Consider the following 20,500-nt stretch of genomic DNA (forward strand, 5'->3'; position numbering starts at 1 on the left):
CGTTTAATTTTCATTTGTTTATTTTATTATAGAGGCCATAAACATCGTATTCGCGCTGGTCATGACCGAGTAGAACAGTCCAAATACCAAAGATCCGGTATAGATGTTGCCGGTCTCTTTAAAGTATTGGCGGGATATCAGCGTCGCCGCCGGTATCAATACCAGAAGCGGGAAAAGATTTACGATACGCATGGAATTAAATACCGTACTGCCGTTTGTAACGAGGGAGACATACTGGATGGCGATTAAGACAACCAAGCCTAAAATATTGCTGACACAGCTCAGCAGCAGTATTTTCCACTCCTTCCATCCCTCCACCCGGTTGTTACCGTTCACCGCAATGGAATTTACCAGATAGAAAACGGCAAAGGCCGTGAGATAGGCCAGGGCATATAATAGTTTATCCGGGCCGAATGTTTTCATGGCCAGTACCCAGAAACGGTAGTCTGTTCCGAAGAAATAATTTGTGATAAAAAGGATCCCGTACGCAGCGCCTACGGTCAGGCATGCAAGCAATAGCGCTTTGAAAAACCGGCGCGGTGAGATTTGAATTCCCCAGCTGCTAAGATCCGCCCCCTTTTTTCTGCCATAGATACGGTATACAAAGAACAGGACGGCCAGTATACACAGTCCGGCGGCCAGGGACCAGCCGGCCAGCTCGTTTGTATTTCCTTCACCGAATAGTTTGTTATATACCGCAGGTACAAAGGTTTCCTTACCGATCAGATGATACCCAACCGGCATCAGGATCAGGGCCGGCAATGCCGTATTCACCAATACGGTCAGCCAGAAAACGCTTTTTTGCCCCATCGTCCGCAGGGCCGGCGCGGCGGGAGCTGCCTTCGGCGACCGGATCTCCCCAAAGAAGTTGGTCGATAACAGTATTTTTGAAAACGGAAACAGGAACAAAAAGATGCCGATAAGACCTAACAGATTGAATAATTCTTTGTATAACCAAATCTGGCTGCCGCTTGCTATTTTTTCAAATCCGGACGGCACTCCGAATACGTCATAGAAAAAATCGATCATGGCCGCAGCGCTGTTCTTGGAAAAATGGTTCATCGGATGTATCTCCGTAACCTGATACATGACCCGTTTATAGCTTTCTCCCTCTATGGCGCCTTCATAAATCCGGCCGTTTTCTACCGTACCGGTTACCTGAGCCCCTACCTGATTTACAAAGGCTTTGGCATTTTCACTTTCCAGAAGCCGCGCCGGATTATTGTCCACGTCCGGCTGCCGGAAAAACCATTCATCATATTTGGCGGCAATGACACCGTAATCCACTGTGACCGGTACCGGCTCCTCCATGTTTTCCCTTTCATAAAAGGTGTAGGGCGGGTCACAGCCGACGCTCAGTACGGCGGATATCTTATTGGTTCCCTCTCCCTTTGCCTCCCGTTCGATGTAATACCGGGCTGTGTTATTGGCCTGGTCCGCACCCATGGAATGGCCGGTAACGGCTATTTTATCTTTATCTATGTAATTTAGGGATGCGTACAGCGTTTCCACCGTATCTACCATGCTGGTGTATTCACTCATATCCTCCGAATGGATCGAGGATTTTCCATGCCGGTAAGAATCCGGAGCGAATACCACAAATCCCCTTCTGGACAGTTCGATCAGATTCTGATCCTGCATCTCTTTATTATTGTAGCTTCCGTGACCGGTGATAATTAACGGCAGCGGATTTTCCCGGGTGGCCGCAACCGGTTTGTACAACCAGCCGCTGATACTGGCGCCGTCTGATCCGGGAATCTTAAGTTCCGTCACCTCCACATTCCCTCCATCTGTCTGCAATAGATGGGCGCCGGCTGAACTGACGATGCACAGCAGCAAAGCAATTACCAAAAACATACGCGTTTTCTTCATAGGGTTCCCTCCTCCTTTTTTGTTTTACCCCAATACATTTTTACATCTTTATTGTATCACGGCAAAACAAAATTTGCAATAAGATTTCCCTTTTTCTTATGCGCGTAAAAGGAGCCGCGCATGATAAAAATGCGGCAGCTCCTGTTCTTACCATCTTCTGTTTTCCTGTCAAATTCTGATAAATAATATTCCAAGAAACTTCAAACTTCTAAGAATTTCCTAAGGAATATTACTCGTAAATACGGATTAATGGCAGCAGAAGCTGGCGCATTCCGTCTGTTCGCAGTGACATGCGTTAGAACCGGCGATTCCGATGTGTCTCGCATCACAGATGCAATCCTTGTTGTAAATGCAGTCGGTTGCCTTGCACTCTACATTAATGGTCTGGGTAGGATGTTCGGTAGCGCTTAAAAAAGAATCCCCACGTTTTTCTTCAAAACTGCGGCAGCAGGTGTCTTCCGAACTTTTGGCTTCTCTTCCATCTACACAGATCTCACCACGACAGCAGCATTCTCTTTTATTATAGACACAGCTATCAACAGAACAATCTAATTGCGGCATTTTAATTTCCTCCTTTTAAATAGATTCCAGTGATATTATGTGCCTTTTCTCCTATTTTTATCCTGACTGCCAGGTAATCAAAATTAAATTGATAATCTTAAAATTCTGTTTAACTTTCCAGCAAGATAACCTATAACGGCTTATTCGCTTTCTTTTGCGGCAAAACTTGTTTTTCCGAACAAGGAAAATACCTCTAAAGTAACAGATTTTTATATTTTATCTGTCTGCTTTAGAGGTATCCTATCAATTACGGGCGCTCAGTTCTTAATACTATTCAAATATTTTTATGCGTTATCTAAAAATTAATTTTTTATTTCGGAACTGCCGTTTTCTTTGTGCGAACTTCCTCCTGAACGGTCTGAATAAATGCTTCCAGCGCCTGGGGGCCTTCGTCTCCATTAGCCCTGCTTCTTACCGCAACCGTCTTGCTGTCGGCCTCTTTTTCTCCGACTACCAGCATATAAGGTATTTTATGCGTCTGAGCCTCCCGGATCTTATAACCGATTTTCTCAGCCCGGGTATCCAGCTCCGCGCGTATGCCGGCATCTTTTAATTTTTGAAGAACTTCCGTTCCGTAGTCAATGAACTTATCCGATATCGGCAGAACCTTAACCTGAACAGGAGCAAGCCAGGTAGGGAACGCGCCGGCGAAATGTTCGATCAGGATTCCGATGAAACGTTCCACGGAACCAAAGGCTACCCGGTGTATCATGATCGGTCTGTGCCGTTCTCCATCCGCACCGATATATTCCAGGTCAAACCGCAGCGGCATTTGGAAATCCAGCTGAATCGTTCCGCACTGCCAGGTTCTGCCCAGAGAGTCTTCCAGATGGAAGTCGATCTTCGGACCATAGAAAGCGCCGTCCCCTTCATTGATTACATACGGGAGGTTCAACTCTTCCAGGGCTGCTTTCAGGGAATCCGTAGCCAGCGCCCAGTCCTCGGCGCTTCCCATGCTGTCCTCGGGCTGCGTCGACAGTTCCACATGATATTTAAATCCAAACAGGCTGTATACCTCGTCAATCAGCTGTACAACGCCTTTGATCTCATCTTTGATCTGTTCCGGCATCATGAAAATATGCGCGTCATCCTGATTAAAGCAGCGGACACGCATCAGGCCGTGAAGCGCGCCTGATTTTTCATGGCGGTGCACCAGGCCGATTTCTCCCATTCGGATCGGCAGGTCGCGGTAGGAATGAGGTTCTGATTTGTATACCAGAATACCGCCGGGGCAGTTCATAGGTTTAATGGCGAAGTCTTCCTCGTCAATCACTGTGGTATACATATTTTCCGCGTAGTGATCCCAGTGTCCGGACGTCTCCCAGAGTTTCCGGCTCAGCATGATCGGCGTGGAAATCTCTACATAGCCTGCTTTGGTGTGTATCTGCCGCCAATAATCCAGCAGAGTATTTTTTAAAACCATGCCCTTTGGCAGAAAGAACGGGAATCCCGGTCCTTCGTCCATCATGGTAAATAAGCCCAGTTCTTTTCCCAGTTTCCTGTGGTCACGTTTCTTCGCTTCCTCAATCCGGTCCAGATATTCCTGCAGATCAGCGCTCTTGGTAAAAGAAGTGCCATAGATTCTGGTCAGCATTTTATTCTTCTCACTGCCCCGCCAGTAAGCCCCTGCCAGGGAGGTCAGCTTAAACGCCTTCACCGGTTTTGTGCTCATCAGATGAGGGCCGGCGCACAAATCCACGAACTCTCCCTGCTGATAGAAGCTGATGGTCTCCCCCTCGGGCAGATCTTCGATCAGTTCAACTTTATAGGGTTCTTCCTTATCCTTCATAAACTGAATCGCTTCTTCCCTGGGGAGTGTGAACTGCTCGATCTTCAGATCCTCTTTCACAATCTTCTTCATTTCCGCTTCGATCTTCTCTAACTCTTCCGCTGTAAACGGCTCTTCCCGGTCCATGTCATAGTAAAATCCGTCCGCAATCGAAGGCCCGATCGCCAGCTTAGTACTGGGATACAATCTCTTCACCGCCTGGGCCATGATATGGGATGTCGTGTGATGGAATGCAGCGCGTCCGCCCTCATCGTTGAAGGTCAGGATGTTCAGGTTACAATCCTTATCGATTACTGTGCGCAGGTCCACTACTTCCCCGTTTACCTCTCCTGCACAGGCCATTCTGGCCAGTCCCTCACTGATATCTTTGGCAATATCGATGACAGACATGGCATTATCAAATTCTTTTTTTGATCCGTCTTTTAAAGTTACTATCATGTTAGTATCTCCCTTCTTTACGCTCCTGCATACGCTTAAGCGCATTAAAAAACCGCCTCTTTCCACACTGTACCAGCACGGAAAGGGACGGACATCTTCATTTATGATCCGCGGTTCCACCCTTCTTGTTTCTTGCAAAACCACTTCATTTGGACCGATAACGGGGTCACCGTGCCGTATTAAGGCCGCTCCGGGATGGTCTTCAGATATCTTTCCCATAAGGTGCTTCCAGCTGATTAACACCTCTCTCTGGATGGTTCTCATATCCTACTGTTCTCTTCTGCGCTTTGGCGATTATGTTCTGTGTATACAACTAGGATCATTATAAGCACCTGCCCGCTTTTTGTCAAGGGTTAAAGAACGCTAAAAGGGGACATGTCCATTCTAATTTGGGACATGTCCAAATCGTTAAAAAGTTAAAAGAGACATGTCCCAAACTGAAATGGACATGTCCCCTTTTGATTTTTAGATACTATTTGCGATTTACTATCTTCTTTCTTGTAAATATTGTAGCTATACCGAATAGCCCTGCTAAGCTTAACATCATCAGCAGGCCGATCGGAGTCTGATCCCCTGTCTGCGCAGCCGAAACCTGACTGTCGGAACTGCTGCTCTGGGAATCATTGTTATGTTTGGTATCCGGCACATCATGCTTTTCGATCGGGGTGTAGATAATCGCATAAGTGGAATACCGGTCGGAACTAAATCTAAGTGTGTCTCCGATCTGGGTTGTCTGCAATACCTCCGCAACTCCGTCGTGATAGCGAACCACGGCATAATCCTTGCCGCCCCGCATTCCTTCCGGAATCGTGATGGTAAATACAATCTCTCTCGGAACATTGCTGACCGGTAAGCTTTCCTGGCTTCCGTCCTGCCAGGTTACATTTTTGATCAGGCTGATATCGAAATAGGTGCCTACCGTTCTTTTGCCCGCTGCCTGCTGGATCTGCTGCTTTTCATCTGCGTCAGCCGTTTTGCTTGTTACTGTAACGACTAATTGAATGGATTTGCTGTTCTTCAGTTCGTCTGCGCTGACTACTAAGCCGATCAGGTCTTCGGGATTCTCCTGAAGGGAAACCTGGGTTCCCGCTGTTTTTATATCTAATTTTACCTCTAATGCGGAAGCCTTCCGGATCAACTGATCCAGTTTCCGAATCAGCTCATCTTCAACCTGACTTTGTTTTCCGCCCAGCGCATCGAAAAGTTCCTTTGCTTGTGCAATCTGGCTCTTAATGGCGCTGATCTGGTCCTCGTTTCCGGTGTTGGGATCGATCAGGGCACGGATTTCATCTTCCACAGCCTTTACCTGCGCATCCTTCTCTACATGCAGTTCCCCGGTCAGGTCTGTTTTACCGCCGTTTATGGTTACCTGCATACTGTGTTCCGGATATTTGGGGTGTGTTATGGTGACCGTTATGGTTCCGTCCGGCAGATTTTCTAAATGGTACCGGCCACTATCATCGGTCACGTCCTTATCCAAAGTCGTCCCTTTGTCGTCTTTCGCCGTGATCTGAGCGCCGCTGACGGGCTCCTTTTGATCATTCGTCAAGGTTCCGCTTATCTCAGCGCCAAGGTTTGTGTTAATGTCAGGATTCTCACCCTTTTGTCCGTTTACCTCAGTAACTTTCTCACCTTCTACTTTCAAATCGGAAGTATTGGCTTTTCCATCCTTTTCCACAGTCAGAGAATGCTCCCCGTCCGGAATATTGGGTATTTCGTAATGGCCGTTCTGGTTGGTTTTATCTTTTCCCAGCTCTGTGCCTTTGTCATCCTTTATGGTGACCTGGGCATCAACGATCGGTTTTCCGTCCTTGTCCGTAACGGTCCCTTCCACGCTGGCTCCGCCTGCCTGTATCTGAGCGTTCTTGTCTCCTTCTACCTTCTGGCCTCCTTCGGTGATATCCACCGAACCGGTCTCGGTCTTACCGTCTTTTTCGACGGTAATGTTATGGCTGCCATCCGGTACATTGGGGATCAGATAATCGCCGTTGGCGTCTGTCGTATCTTTGCCCAATTCTTTTCCGTCCTGATCCTTGATCACTACTTCGGCTCCCTCGACCGGCTTTCCGTTAACATCCGTAATTTTTCCGTCTACATCAGCTCCGCCTACCGGCAGCTGCACATCATCGGTCCCGGATACATTCTGGCCGTTTCCGGTAATCTCTACTTTGCCGGTCTCTGTTTTACCGTCTTTTTCAATGGTCACATCATGGGTTCCATCCGGTACATTGGGGATCGTGTAATCTCCGTTACTGTCTGTCGTATCTCGGCCTAATTCTTTTCCGGTTTCATCTTTTACCACGACCTCGGCGCCTTCTACCGGCTTACCGTTCACATCCGTGATGTTTCCATTTAAATCAGCTCCGCCTACCGGCAGCTGCACATCTCCGGTTCCGCTTACATCCTTGCCATTGTCCTTGATCTCTACCTTTCCGTTCTCGGTCTTTCCATCCTTTTCGATGGTGATATCATGACTTCCATCCGGTACATTGGGGATCGTATAGTCCCCGTTACTATCTGTCGTGTCCCGGCCCAGCTCGTTTCCTTCGCTGTCCTTGATCACAACTTCCGCTTCTTCTACCGGCTGCTTGTTCACATCTGTGATCGTTCCTGTTACATTGGCTCCGCCAAACGAGATCTGAATGTTGCCGCCACCGGTTACTGTCTGTCCATTTTGGCTGATTTCTACGGTTTCCGTTTCGGTTGTACCATCTTTAACCACAGTAATGGTATGGGTTCCGTCCGGTACATTGGGAATCGTGTAGCTTCCGTTTCCGTCTGTCATATCACGGCCAATTTCGTTGCCGGAGCCATCATTTAAGATTACCTCCGCTCCAACGACTGCGTTATTGTTCACATCTGTGATTTTCCCGCTTAATTCGGCCCCGCCGATCGGAAGCTGTACATCTTTCATACCGGTTACCGTATGACCATTTGCGCTGACCACTACTTCAAACTGATCCGATGTCCCATTGATCCCAATTGTGATCTCATAGGTCCCGTCAGGTACATTGGCAAATGTATAGGCTCCCTGGGCATTCGTCGAATCACGTCCAGCCTCGGTGCCTGGTTTCACTTTTAAAATCACTTCTGCGCCTGGCACTGCCTGGTTGTTCACATCCGCAACCTTTCCGGTTAAGTCCGCGCCTCCTACCGACAGCTGCATGTCAGTATCTCCGATCACACTCTGGCCATTTCCGCTGATCGTAACGTTTCCCATGCCGGTAATACCGTCTTTTTCAAATGTAATCCTATACGCTGCATCCGGGACATTGGTGATCGTGTAGATACCTTGATCGTCTGTCGTACTGCGTCCGATCTCATTTTCGAGCCTGTCTGTAATCACGACCAGCGCTCCTTTAACCGGCTGGGCATTCACATCCGTAACTTTTCCGGTTAATATGCCTCCGCCTAAGGGCAGCTGCACCGTTTTCATTCCGGTTACCGTCTGGCCGTTTCCGCTGATCCCTACTTCAAACTGATCCGCTGCACCGTTCTTCCCAACCGTGATCTCATAGGACCCATCGGCTATATTAGGGAATGTATAATCTCCCTGAGCATCGGTAGTAAAACGCCCAATCTCCAAGCCGGATTTAGCTTTTAAGATAACTTCCGCTCCCGGAACCGCCTGGTTGTTCACATCCACTACTTTTCCAGACAGGTCCGCGCCTCCGTACGGCAGCTGCACATTTCCAGTTCCGCTCACATTCTGGCCGTTTGCGCTGACCGTCACATCTGCGGTACCGGTTTTACCGTCTTTTTCTGCGGTAATAACATAGTCACCATCGGGCAGATTCGTAAGCGTATAACTGCCATTTTGATCCGTCGTAAAGCGGCCTGCTTCGACATCAGGCTTCATGCTGACGTCCACTGCTGCTCCTTCAACGGGCAGGTTATTGACATCCGTAACTTTTCCGGTTAAATCAGCCCCGCCCACCTGCAGCTGCACATCTTTCATACCGGCTGTCTGGCCGTTATTGCTGATTATTACTTCAAACGTATCCGTTATTCCATTTTTCGAAACGGTAATCTCATAGGTACCATCAGGGACATTTACGAATGTATATTTTCCCTGACCGTCTGTGGCAGAGCGTCCAACTTCAGTATCCGGAGCTGTTTTTAAAATAACATCCGCCTCCGGCACCGCCTGGCTGTTCACATCCGTAACCGTTCCGCTTAAGTCCGCACCGCCCACCGGCAGCTTAAAATTGCGGTCACCGTTCACATTTACCCCGTCATTGCTGATATCAATGGAGCTAGTTTTGATAATCGTATCTTTTTGTACGGTAAGTGTGTAGCTTCCATCGGGTATATTGGAGATTTTGTACTCTCCGTTTGTATCCGTTGCAGTGCTGCCGAACGTTTGATCGTTACCGTCCTTTAACGTTACCTGGACTCCATTCAGCGGCAGGCCATTGACATCCGTTACCTTACCGGTGATCTCCCCATGGTTCGGCTGAATATCCACGGATATCTGAACCGTGGCAGTCGTTCCGTTGGCATCTGCTGCCTGCACCGTCACAGTACCCGTTCCGGTTTCTGTGGGCGTACCGGTGATCTGGTTATTTTCCAGTCTAAGCCCCGCCGGCAGCGTACCTTCTGATATACTGAGTTCTGCTTTTCCGCTTCCTCCGGCCACCTGAAGCTCCACCGGGGTGATTGCTTTTTGGACTTTTCCTGATATAGTGTTCGGGGTAGCAGTCAGCTGTACCGGTATCAATTGTCCGGACGCGGTAATCGTGACCGAATTCGTAACGGAAGTGACTGATACCGCACCGCTCGTCTTATCATAGGTGTATCCGTTTCCTGCCTCCAGCTCTGTTCCCATCACCACCGTAATCGAATCCGGCAGTTCATAGCCTGCTTCCGGTGTCAATGTCGTGCTGTAAGTTTCCCCGGAATTAACATAGCAAGGGCCGTTATGCGTAATACCGGACAGATTCGCCGTTACATCCAGCACATGTTCCACTACTCCCGTTCCGTCTTTTCCGGTCAGGGTCGTATCCGGGCTGGTGTTAAGCGTACCGCCTTCCACTACGATTACCGTATCGCCTTCGGGATTCTGAATAACGATATCGCCCAGATTCAGGGTTCCGCCCGGTTTCACAACCACCACAGGTTCCCCGCTGCCCGTATCAATGATCACTTTTGAATCGTCGCCATAGACATCTGACGGTAATTCCCACGTCTGATCGTCGTCAACTATGATCGGATCCGTTACGATAATGGTTCCGTTATGATCCAGATAATCTTTGGCTTTGTCAAAGCTTTGTACCGGGTTATCTTTTGTTCCGTCTCCCGTGCTGTCGTTTCCGTTCTGGCCATCCACATATACCTGATCTTTTTTGTAATCCGGTTTATTTTGGGTGATTTTAATGGATGTGCCGTCCAGGTATGTATACCACACAGAAGTAGCCGTACCAGATGTCACTACCGGTACCGTAATTTTCTGGATCGACTGGCTGAGGATATTGTTGATGGTCGCCTCATCTGTAATCGTATCCGAAACTTTGGCGATTACTTTGCCTTCCGCATAATTTAATGGCTTGATCGTAATCGTATAATTCAAAGGGCCATCCAGATAGGCAAACTTATCCGCGGTGCCGCTATTATAATCAAGATAAATCTCTGCGTTTACCTGTGCGTTTCCTGAAATATGGAATTCCGCACTGGCCTCGTTCTGTGCACTGTGGAATACACCGCTCCCCTTTGTAGCGGTATTGGAACTTTCGATGATGCCGCCGGTCATAACAAATGTTTTCGCGTATGAGGTATTATAAATTCCACCACCCCATCCAGCCGCATGATTATCACTGACGCGCCCGCTTTCCAGATATAAACTTCCAAGATTATAAATGCCGGCTCCTGAAAAATTGTTACTTTCGTCAGTTGTACGGTTTCCTGAAACAACTCCGCCCTGCATGTGGAAAGTCCCATTTTTTTTAATGAGAATACCGGCCCCCTGGGCTGCGGATGTATTATTCACAATACTTCCGTCTTTCATAACACATGCAGCATTCCCCGTATCCGTACCATCGCCGATATATAGAGCAGAGCCGCCACTTCGGGATGACATCTGGTTCTGAATAAACGTCCCATTATCAATGGCTAAATTTCCGCCTGGAAATACCTGAATCAGGTTTAATGAAGAAGTTAGCTTCTTCCCATCAATTATTATCCCATCCAGAGTCACGTCGCCATAAATACTAATCTTGCCGCTGTCCGAGCTTCTGTAGATCGTTCCGCCGGTCAGCGTCAGATTCTTGCTGATGCTCAGCTCTGTGGAAAGAGGGATTTCCCCTTGGATCGTGATGGTATCCCCGCTATTTGCCGCTAAGATCGCATTGGTCAGTTCGCTATAGCTCGTAACCGGACCTGAAGCATTCAGCGTAGATACCCCCAGGTACTCGGAAAAATGGGTGGTCTGGAAAATATATTTTCCATCCTTGACCCGGCCTTCCATTTTGGTCAGTGTTCCATCTGCCGCCAGATGATATACGGCAAAATTTTTCTCCGCCATACCTTCGGGGATCTCCATGGACACCTCCACCTGACCTTCGGGCTGAACCTGTTCCCCGTCCATCTCAAGGGAAATATCCAGGTTCTGATAGACCATATTGTCATAGCTGATATTTTCTTCTTTTTCGGCCAGTTCCTGCAGGACCTCATCCGCCACCTGACTCTTTTCCACGTTTAAGCTGGTATCGGGGTCAACGATCTCCTCGTTATCCGCCGTTACGGTTACGCCCAGGTCCGATTCCAGAACCACCGGTCCCGCGCTTACTACCCGCACCACCGCTGTAGGGAAAAGTACACCCTCCTTCAGTGACAGGTTCTGTTCTGCCAGGACATGCTCAACAGGGCTTGCCTGAAAGACATAGTCTCCCAGCACTGTGCCGTCATAAGTATCACAGATCCACTGAACCGGAACTTTTATCGGGTTCGCCTGCGCGTTTTCTATCCCTGTCTGTCCCGCATCTGTATCTTCCGGCACGGAAGTTGCCAAAGCTTCCAAAAATTCTGGTAAACCAAGATCCGATACCGGTGTTTTAAATTTTACTTTGCAAATAGTATCCGGATTCCAATTACAAAATTCCGTAATGGTCAAATGTGCGTTCGCATCTGGGGTATCCAAAGATGGCGACGCCGACGGCTCTTGTGTATCTGTAGGAACCGGCATTTCAACAGCTTCCGGGATCTTCTCCGGAGCCGGTGATCCGGTGACTTCCGAGATCTTCTCCGGAACCGGTGATTCGGTGGCTTCCGGGGTCTTCTCAGGAGCCGGTGATCCGGTGGCTTCCGCAGAGTTCTCGGGAACCGGTGTCTCGGTGGCTTCCGGACCGTTCTCAGAAGCCGGCGTTTCATCCGCCTGCGGCTCTTCTCCCGGCTGCGCCGTTACCTGCGCATCCGGTCCGGCCGCATCGCCTGATGCCGTCTGTATACCATCCCGGGATTCCTGCGGCATTTGCTCCTGCCCGCTTATGTCTCCTCCTTCCGTCTTATTCACATTTTCTCCTGCATAGGCAACCTGCACATTTGTTAATAACGTACTGCTTATCATGGCACAGGCTACTAATACAGTAAAGGTGCGTTTGAGCAAGCATCGGCACATTTCTCTTCCATGTTTTCTAAGACATTTGGAATCCGCATCCTTCATATAAATCCTCCTTTCCCACTATTTCATAAATGTGTTTTTTGTATTTCAAAGTCATTTCATGAAATACTATGTCCATTATAGAAAAAATGGGAAAGGAATTGGGCTATTTTGAATGTTGTTGTTATTTATTGTTATTTCAGGCAAAAGAACCTTGGATCAGACTGTATGAAATTTGTAGATAGTGCTGGTCTCGTACGCCGTACCCGCTTTTACGAAACTGGCGGGAAATGCGGGCTTATTGGGCGTGTCCGGGAAATACTGCGTCTCAAAGCAGATACCGGCCCATTTTTCATACCGGCAGCCGCCTTTCCCGTTCTCCCCATTCAGATAATTACCGGTATATACCTGTACCCCCGGCAGGTCGGTATACATTTCCATGGAAATCCCGCTTTCCTCACAGGACAATATGGCAAACGGATTCTCATACCCCGGATCATTCAGCACAAAGTTCTGGTTGTAGCCGCCTCCCCACTGTAATTCCGGCTCATCACTGCCGATATCCCGTCCAATCCGCTTAGGCGTTCTAAAATCCATCGGCGTCCCCCAAACAGAGCGGATCTCCCCGGTGGGGATACAAGCCTGATCCGCCGGTGTATAGGCATCCGCATCCATCCAAAGCACCTGATCTTCCACCGTCCCTGACCCGTGGCCACGCAGATTAAAATAACTGTGATTGGTCATATTGAATATCGTATCCTGATCAGAAACCGCCCGATAAGAGATCTTTACTTCGTTTTCTTTTGTCAGTGTATAAGTGACTTGAATATCGGCCTGTCCCGGAAACCCCTGATCGCCATCGGGGCTGTGCAGCCGAAAGGAGACCGCCGGCTCCTCTTTTGTTCCCCCTGCCGCCGCCTTCCACATCCGTTCAAAGTATCTGTCGAATCCGCTGTGCAGATTGTTTTCGCCCTCATTTTTATCCAAATAAAATGTCCGGCCGTTTTGCGTAAAGGCGGCATGGCTGATTCGATTGACATTTCTGCCGATCACCGCTCCCAATCCGGGATCATTGTTCCGGTAACTGTTCAGGTCTTCATATCCCAGCACTACGTCCCGTGTTTTTCCGAACCGGTCCGGCACCGACAGACTGTATAGGACTGCCCCCAAATCACAGACCGTCAGTTCCATTTGGTTCTCATTCACCAAAGTAAACAAAGTTACCTGTGAATCCGGTAAATATGTTGCTGCAACCCCCATTTTCTTATCCCTTCCGTTTCCAATATATTCATCCTGATATTTCATTATTTTTTACAAGGCGGACCGCTCCCGCCGTCCATTCTTCCATCTTCTTCACGATCACCCGTTCTTCCTCCACGCGGAAAATATCTCTTCCATACCTGTCCGCCGGTTCAAATCCTTTCCCGATCGGAATACTGAATTCATCCTCCGTCTCCTCAAAACCGTGGCAGACGATCAGTATCTCCTGGTCATTGGCTCTGACTACCGCCTGTGTACCCTTCGGATGCCGGATATATGCGCTGCGCTTTCCGAAGATCTTTGAAACGCCGTTTTTCAGGATATGTTCCAGTCCCTGATAGAACCGGATACCGTCGGATATGGTTTCCCACTGTTCTTGCGACAGCTGTTCGATGTCTCCCGACAGACACAGTCTTCCCAGGAATCCCGCGGCCAGGCCGTACTCCAGCCGTTCCTTCGTGTGATCTTTTCGGACAACGGCCCAGATCTGATTCTGCCTTGGCAATACCAGATTCTGCAGATTCGCGGCAATGTAAGGGATTTCTCTGGCCTCATGGGCGTCTGAGAATGAAGTCATGGCCGTGACGGCCAGCATGGACGGTTCCGTCCGGTTTCCTCCCGACGCGCAGTTTTCAATGATAATATCCGGTATCTCTTTTTTTATCCGGATAAAGAAATCAAGCACCCCCTGCATCTGTCTGCGCAGACCCTCTCCCAGACTCTCGCCGCAGTCACATCCCAAGCCGATATTCCCGTTGTAATCCACCTTCAGATATCCGAAATCATATTCCTTCAGCATACCGATCACATGCTTCTGCAGATAGCCGACCACTTCCGGATTCGTAAAATCCCAGTAGGTCCGATAGGGACCGTTATGTATCACCACGCCGTTTCTCTTCAGATGCATAGAGTCGTAATCTCTTTCATACACCCGGGATCCCATCGTCGTCACTTCGAATTCCAGCCAGATACCAGGAATAAATCCGTCCGCCCGAAGCTTCCGGTTCATCTCCTTCATATCGGGAAACCGGTTGGTGTCCACCAGCCATTCCCCATTGCCCAGCTGTTCGTTACTGTCCTTACTCCATCCGGCATCTATGACCAGATAGCGAATCCCTTTCCCTTTTATGGTCCGGGCGAACTGGAGCACTTTCTCCTGGGTAGGATTCCCCCAGGAGGCGCAGTACTCATTGAAAATCACCGGAAGCCCCTCCTCCGCATAGGCATCCGCGGCAATATTCTCAAGGCGGGTCAGGCTCTGGCAGGCGTCATAGATATCCCCTTTCACGACAGTCACATAAGCCCTGGGCGCGCAAAAACGTTCCCCCGGCTGCACCGTCTTTGACCAGGCGCCCTTTTCCTCATCGGCAATGCCCCCGCTGAACGACAGCGTATCTCCGTCCCTGGAAAGTTCCATCTGCCAGGAAGCGTTATATTCAAGAGCCGCGGCCCAAAACAGATGATGATCCCGGTCTTCCACCGCAGCCGTTGGAAAATAGGTCTGGGTCGTCCAGCTTCCGACCGAGCCGAACTTCTCGCTTTTCGGAAATGGAGAACACCAGGCCTTCTGAAGTCCCAGTTCTTCGATACTCTGAGCCGTGTGCATTCCCTCCAAAGCCCAGCTTCCCCGGAATCTGTGAAGCGCCAGTTTATCCGTCTGATCCGAATCTTTCTGGCAAGGACTTAAATTCTCCAGACAAAAGCTGCTCAGCATCTCAAGAACCATAGCCCCGTCACTTTCATTCACAAATTCAGTCTCACTAAACACCGCCGTCTGCCCCTGCATCCAGGTCAGCGTATGTATCACTTTATAATTCTCCGGTGAAGCCAGAACCGTAACGATCCTGGTCTGTGACTCCTTCTTTTCTTCCCATTGTTTTTCAAACCGGAGCCGGTCGGTACTTTCTGAATACTTCATGGTAGACCCATTTCCCAGGCTCCGCTTGTGATGTCTAAGATGCAGCTGTACCAGGGAGCCCGACTTCCACTCTTTGTTATATTCGTTCGCCGCATCCGCCGCTGCCGACGCAGACTCCCAGTTAACCGCCAGCTTACCGGCCTGTCCTGCCGGAAGCATAACAAAGGAAGTCCTCCCTTCATCCGTCACCAGATACGTAATCTGTGTTTCACCCAACGTGTAATCATAAGTTTGCATAGGTACACTCCTTCTATAAAATAAATACGAATGATTCCGTCCCTAATATCAATGATCAATCTAACTATTGAAACCAATACCGGATATTCCACTTCAGGCTAAGCGCGAAATCCGTTATCCAATAAATTTTTTATCCACCACCTTTCCCTTATAAAACGGCAGTTTCTCCCCGTCACATAATGAAATCCTAAAAGATCCCCTTTCCGTCTTCAGAAATCTGTCGGATCTTCTCCAGAATCTCATTTATTTTTCTTTCTGTCAATACACTACGAATGAATTTATCTGATCAATTTACCTTAATATTTCACTAAATCCTGGCACTTTAAATTTATTTAAATTGACCAAATTATTCGGAATCCCGATTGAAGCATTACTCAAAGAAGTGGAATAAATTTCAATATTGACATTCCTGTATAATATTTCTCTGGCAGGAGTTCCCTTTTCGAGAGGGCGGGATAACCGGTCCACCGTGTTCATTTTTTTAGCAATTTCAGGAAGCTGGTCAGCAACACCTATGAGAAGACAAGTGCTAGATGCAAGCATGCGTAAGTCATGTCAGCAGCAAACTTCTTTTTGGGTATGGATAGCCTCCTGGAAATTTGATTTGTAAAAATTTTTCGTTTAAAATATAGGTATTTAATGTAAAATTAATCATAAGGATTCTCTTTCTTTTTTGTTTAATGGATTATTTTGCAGTGATTTATTTTATCATCAAAAAGGAAGAAAATTCCCTATATTTTGGGCATTTTTTAAAGTTGTTTATTATGAAGCGGATAAAATCAGGGAACTGCGGATAAAGCTGCGGAAACTCAAGGTTTGATTGTATTGTCAAAGACTTAACACTCATGGTAAAATGTTATATAATTTTCATATAGACAGAAAAACACAAGAATCTCCACATCAAAATGCGGCCGAGTCACAAAGGTAGGAAAAATATATGACGAAAATATCAAACATTTATCATAATCTGAACACACATTTCCGTGATATGCATCTATATAACAAATTTGTTGTCGTTATTGCGCCCTTGTTGCTGTTGACTGTATTTGCTATCCTGATTATTTCTGATCTTATATTTGCCAGACATAATTTAGTGCAGGAGAAGCAGAGTGTCCTTGACGAAATGCAGATCCTGCAAAACCAGATAATGCAAATCCATAATGACATGATCACCTGTTCCAATCTGGCTGCTAAGGATGTTGATGATATCTATAGCCAGTATTTCCCTCCGGACGATGATAATGTTTCCTTTATTTCCGTTCGGAATTCGCTATCTTCAGTCCTGAATTATAACCGAAATTGTTTTCCAAATATTGCTTCGGCAGTATTTATGGATATTGATGGGAATACGGTCAGCAGCGGACTTAAGAATATACCGGACGCCCGGGATTTACAAGCCACATTTACAGATTTCCTCACACTTACAGGTCCCCCGTCCAGTCTGTTTCTCCCTATCCGGTCACGCTCCGTGTTCGACAGCGTGAATCAGGAGCCGGTATTCACTTTGATCAAACGAATTATATCGAGCGAGCATGGGGATACCCTGGGATATCTGTTTCTGAATGTGGAGGAGCCATCTTTCTCCTCCCTTTTTCCAAAATCTGAGGATAAAGTCTATATGATTGCCGACATGGAGAATCAGATTGTATCATCCAATGATAAAAGTCTTCTGTTCCAATATGCAGAACAGAGCTTTCCAACTCTGGATTTTACCCAGGAGAACGCAGTTATTCAGGATGACAGCACTCTATATTTTATGAGCAGCCGTTCCTCAGCAAATATCCAATGGAAATTAATTAGCTGTGTTTCTTTAAAATACATAAAAAAAAGTATATGGTTAAATACCGGGCTTGTAATCTGTATCGGTCTGGCAGCCGTGGCAGTCGCGATTTATTTCTTATATCGCATCTCCCGGCTGGTTACGCAGCCGATCAAAAACCTAACAGACACGGTATGCCAAATCCAGACCGGTGATCTTAATGTTACCTGTCCGATTGATTCCAGATCAGAGACAGGAATTCTGGCACAGGGATTCAATCAGATGATAGGCACAGTAAAGGATCTGCTGGTACGTGTTGAGCAGGAACAGTGCCGGAAGAGGGAATACGAATTTGCGCTTATGCAGGCACAGATCAAGCCACATTTCCTTTACAATGCGCTGGACCTTATCTACGTCTTATGTTGTACCGGTGAAAATACAGAGGCAGGCATCACCACCAAAGCACTGGCAGATTATTATCGTCTGAGTCTAAGCGGCGGCGATGAAGTAATTCCATTAAAAGATGAGTTATCTCATGTAGAAAATTATCTGTTGATCCAAAAAGCACGTTACTGTGATATTCTAGATTACTATATAAATGTTCCAGACGAATTGACCTCTTTTCAGATACCAAAGATGACGCTTCAGCCTCTGGTGGAGAATGCCATCTATCATGGTTTAAAAGAAAAAGCAGACGGTGGAATGGTGTGTATCACTGGCCGTATGCAGATGGACGCCATTTTTCTTGAAGTGATGGATGATGGAATTGGCATTGAAGGCCAACGGCTTTTGAATATACTGGCGGAAGAATCCAAAGGGCATTATGGTCTTTATAATGTAAATAAACGAATCAAGCTTTATTTTGGTGAGGAATATGGTGTGGACATAAGCAGTGAACCTGGCCTTGGGACCCGGGTCTGTTTAAGACTGCCAAAGGCGCTCTCCAATTTGTTTTGAAGGAGCATAGACTATGATACAAGTTTTAATCGCTGACGACGAGCCCAGGTTCCGCAGATTCATAGAAACTCTCGTTCCATGGGAAACTTATGGATTCCGCATCGCCGGAATTGCAAAAAACGGGGTAGAGGCGCTGGATAAAATGAAAACCATTCAATCCGATATCGTATTCCTGGATATTAATATGCCTCGCATGGATGGACTTAGGCTTACAGAACACCTGAAACTGATGTATCCTGACACGATTATCGTATTAGTGACCGGATATTCAGAATTTGAGTATGCCCGACGTGCAATTCAGCTGGGTGTAGAAGAATATCTGTTAAAGCCTTTTTCTGCGGAGGAATTGACGGCTCTTCTCTTTAAACTGAAAACCAAAATTCTGCACCGGCTGGAGCATGAGCAAAAAGAAAAGTCGCATTTGGCTGTTGTTCGCTCTGAATTATGGAAACAATTTCTTGAGGGAGAGGATCCTCCCTCAGAAGATACGCTGCATCACCTTGAGGAAACCGGTATCGTACTCGACGGTCATACCTTCTGGGTAGCTATTCTGGAACTCTCTCTCGATAATCTGGGCTTTGATGAGGGGGATGCCGAGCTGTTAATATACATCGTATCCAATATCCTTGATGAAATGTCTGCACTCTACGGCAAACATTTTCTGATTCCAACTTATGGCAATCGTATGATCTCAATCGTTAACATAACAAAAACGACTTCCCCTCCTGCTGTATCTGCATTTTATGAAAAAATAGATAAAATATTCCAAAGGTATAAAAAACAGCAGCTAACCGTCGGAATCAGTCGTCCGGTAAAAAACCCTCTGGATCTTCCGCAAGCCTATCAGGAAGCAATGGTCGCTCTTCAATCCAAATTTTTGGGAAGCGACAATAGAATTATCTGTTATGATACCTTGATCTCCAACGGTGACACTGCTGGATTTTATCGGATGGAATTAAATGATCAGCTTTTGGATGCACTGCGCCGGGGAGACATGAAAAGAATCAATAATATACTGTCCGCCACCCAGCAGGAAATCGTGTCAAAGAAACTATCTGTGGATTTTGCTTATACCATGATCCTTGGAATTCTGTCTCTGTGCCTGTCATATCTGGCCGAGTTAGGAGAAGATATCACACGGGTCCTTGGCCGATCTCCTTCGCCCTATCAGATGGTCTATTCCCTATCCTCAGTTGAGGAGTGCTTTGCCTACCTTAACGATGTATTCCAAAAAACAGAGTCTGCTCGGAAAAATCAGAGTTCCCGTTCTTTTGAAATTGTGGATCAATCTTTGTGCTACATAAGAGAACATCTGTCGGATCCGAATCTGTCTGCTGAGGAAGTAGCCGGTTACCTGCATCTGGATCTAAGCTATGTCCGCAAAGTATTCAGCCGAAGAATGAATTGTTCCGTTATAAGATGCATCACCATGGAACGGATGAAAAAAGCTGTTTATCTGCTTGAACAGGGGGAATTGTCCATAGGGGAGATTGCAGAACAGATTGGATACTTCGATTCCGGATATTTCAGCAAATGTTTCAAAAAAGAATTTGGTATTTCCCCCTCGGCCTATTTAAGACAATTGATAGTTAATTAAAAGATTCCTATGGTATCAATGCCAATATATTAAGCCCCTTTAGACCTCAATCGTTCTCCGATTTATAAAAGAGCTGTTTAATCTGTGTAAGGGGTATGAGTGTTATAATATTTTTGCTCATGTGTTGGAAAAGGCGGGAAAAGAAGTAAAAGCCATCCGGACTTATACCGTTGCCTTACAAATAAATCCCTTTGAAATTTTTCCGGCAGAAGAAATAAAAAAGCCCCTCCGCCCGTAATGGAAGCTCTCATCCAAAAGAATGTTCTTCCTGTCAAAGAAGGGCGAAATGCTCCAAGAAAAGTCCGACGAACTTAGCAGTGAGCTTTCTATGAATAGCATAAAAAGACTGAAAATAGAATGCAAAATGGACCGATTTCATATTGGTCTATTAGGTCTAATAAAAACTTCCAAAATTTATAAAATCTGTTTTTGGATGTTTCGGATTTGGAATCATCCGTTGATATTTGCCTTAACTGATTGACGTTGTCTGTGGTATGGGGCCTTATTTTTCCATTTTA

The 20,500-nt window shown here is 47.0% G+C and carries 8 protein-coding genes; 2 read left to right on the forward strand and 6 right to left on the reverse strand.

Annotated elements, in window-relative coordinates; translation table 11 throughout:
• Positions 1–18: 18 nt before the first annotated feature.
• The 6 genes from KTH89_RS01130 to KTH89_RS01155 all read right to left on the reverse strand — a co-directional run bounded on the left by KTH89_RS01130 (position 19) and on the right by KTH89_RS01155 (position 15,669).
• The gene (locus KTH89_RS01130) at positions 19–1,872 is read right to left on the reverse strand and encodes a dienelactone hydrolase family protein (RefSeq protein WP_238720300.1); all 1,854 of its coding nucleotides are present in this window, start codon (positions 1,870–1,872) and stop codon (positions 19–21) included.
• Positions 1,873–2,118: 246 nt separating this feature from the next.
• Positions 2,119–2,433 (reverse strand): DUF1540 domain-containing protein, encoded by a 315-nt coding sequence (locus tag KTH89_RS01135; protein WP_158347297.1) that lies wholly within the window; start codon positions 2,431–2,433, stop codon positions 2,119–2,121.
• Positions 2,434–2,743: 310 nt separating this feature from the next.
• Positions 2,744–4,660 (reverse strand): threonine--tRNA ligase, encoded by a 1,917-nt coding sequence (thrS, locus tag KTH89_RS01140; protein WP_238720301.1) that lies wholly within the window; start codon positions 4,658–4,660, stop codon positions 2,744–2,746.
• Between the two features lie 472 nt (positions 4,661–5,132).
• The gene (locus KTH89_RS01145; protein WP_238720302.1) at positions 5,133–12,317 is read right to left on the reverse strand and encodes a carboxypeptidase regulatory-like domain-containing protein; all 7,185 of its coding nucleotides are present in this window, start codon (positions 12,315–12,317) and stop codon (positions 5,133–5,135) included.
• A gap of 156 nt (positions 12,318–12,473) precedes the next feature.
• A complete protein-coding gene (locus KTH89_RS01150; protein WP_238720303.1) occupies positions 12,474–13,514 on the reverse strand; it encodes an aldose epimerase family protein in 1,041 nt (346 codons plus the stop codon).
• Between the two features lie 28 nt (positions 13,515–13,542).
• Positions 13,543–15,669, reverse strand: coding sequence for a glycoside hydrolase family 36 protein (locus tag KTH89_RS01155; protein WP_238720304.1), 2,127 nt, complete (start codon positions 15,667–15,669; stop codon positions 13,543–13,545).
• Positions 15,670–16,606: 937 nt separating this feature from the next.
• Here KTH89_RS01155 and KTH89_RS01160 point away from each other — a divergent pair.
• Both KTH89_RS01160 and KTH89_RS01165 read left to right on the forward strand, forming a co-directional pair.
• Positions 16,607–18,385, forward strand: coding sequence for a sensor histidine kinase (locus KTH89_RS01160; RefSeq protein ID WP_238720305.1), 1,779 nt, complete (start codon positions 16,607–16,609; stop codon positions 18,383–18,385).
• 13 nt (positions 18,386–18,398) lie between these two features.
• The gene (locus KTH89_RS01165) at positions 18,399–19,982 is read left to right on the forward strand and encodes a response regulator (protein ID WP_238720306.1); all 1,584 of its coding nucleotides are present in this window, start codon (positions 18,399–18,401) and stop codon (positions 19,980–19,982) included.
• Positions 19,983–20,500: the final 518 nt, after the last annotated feature.

This window comes from Diplocloster agilis (genome assembly GCF_019042275.1).
Classification (GTDB): domain Bacteria; phylum Bacillota; class Clostridia; order Lachnospirales; family Lachnospiraceae; genus Diplocloster; species Diplocloster agilis.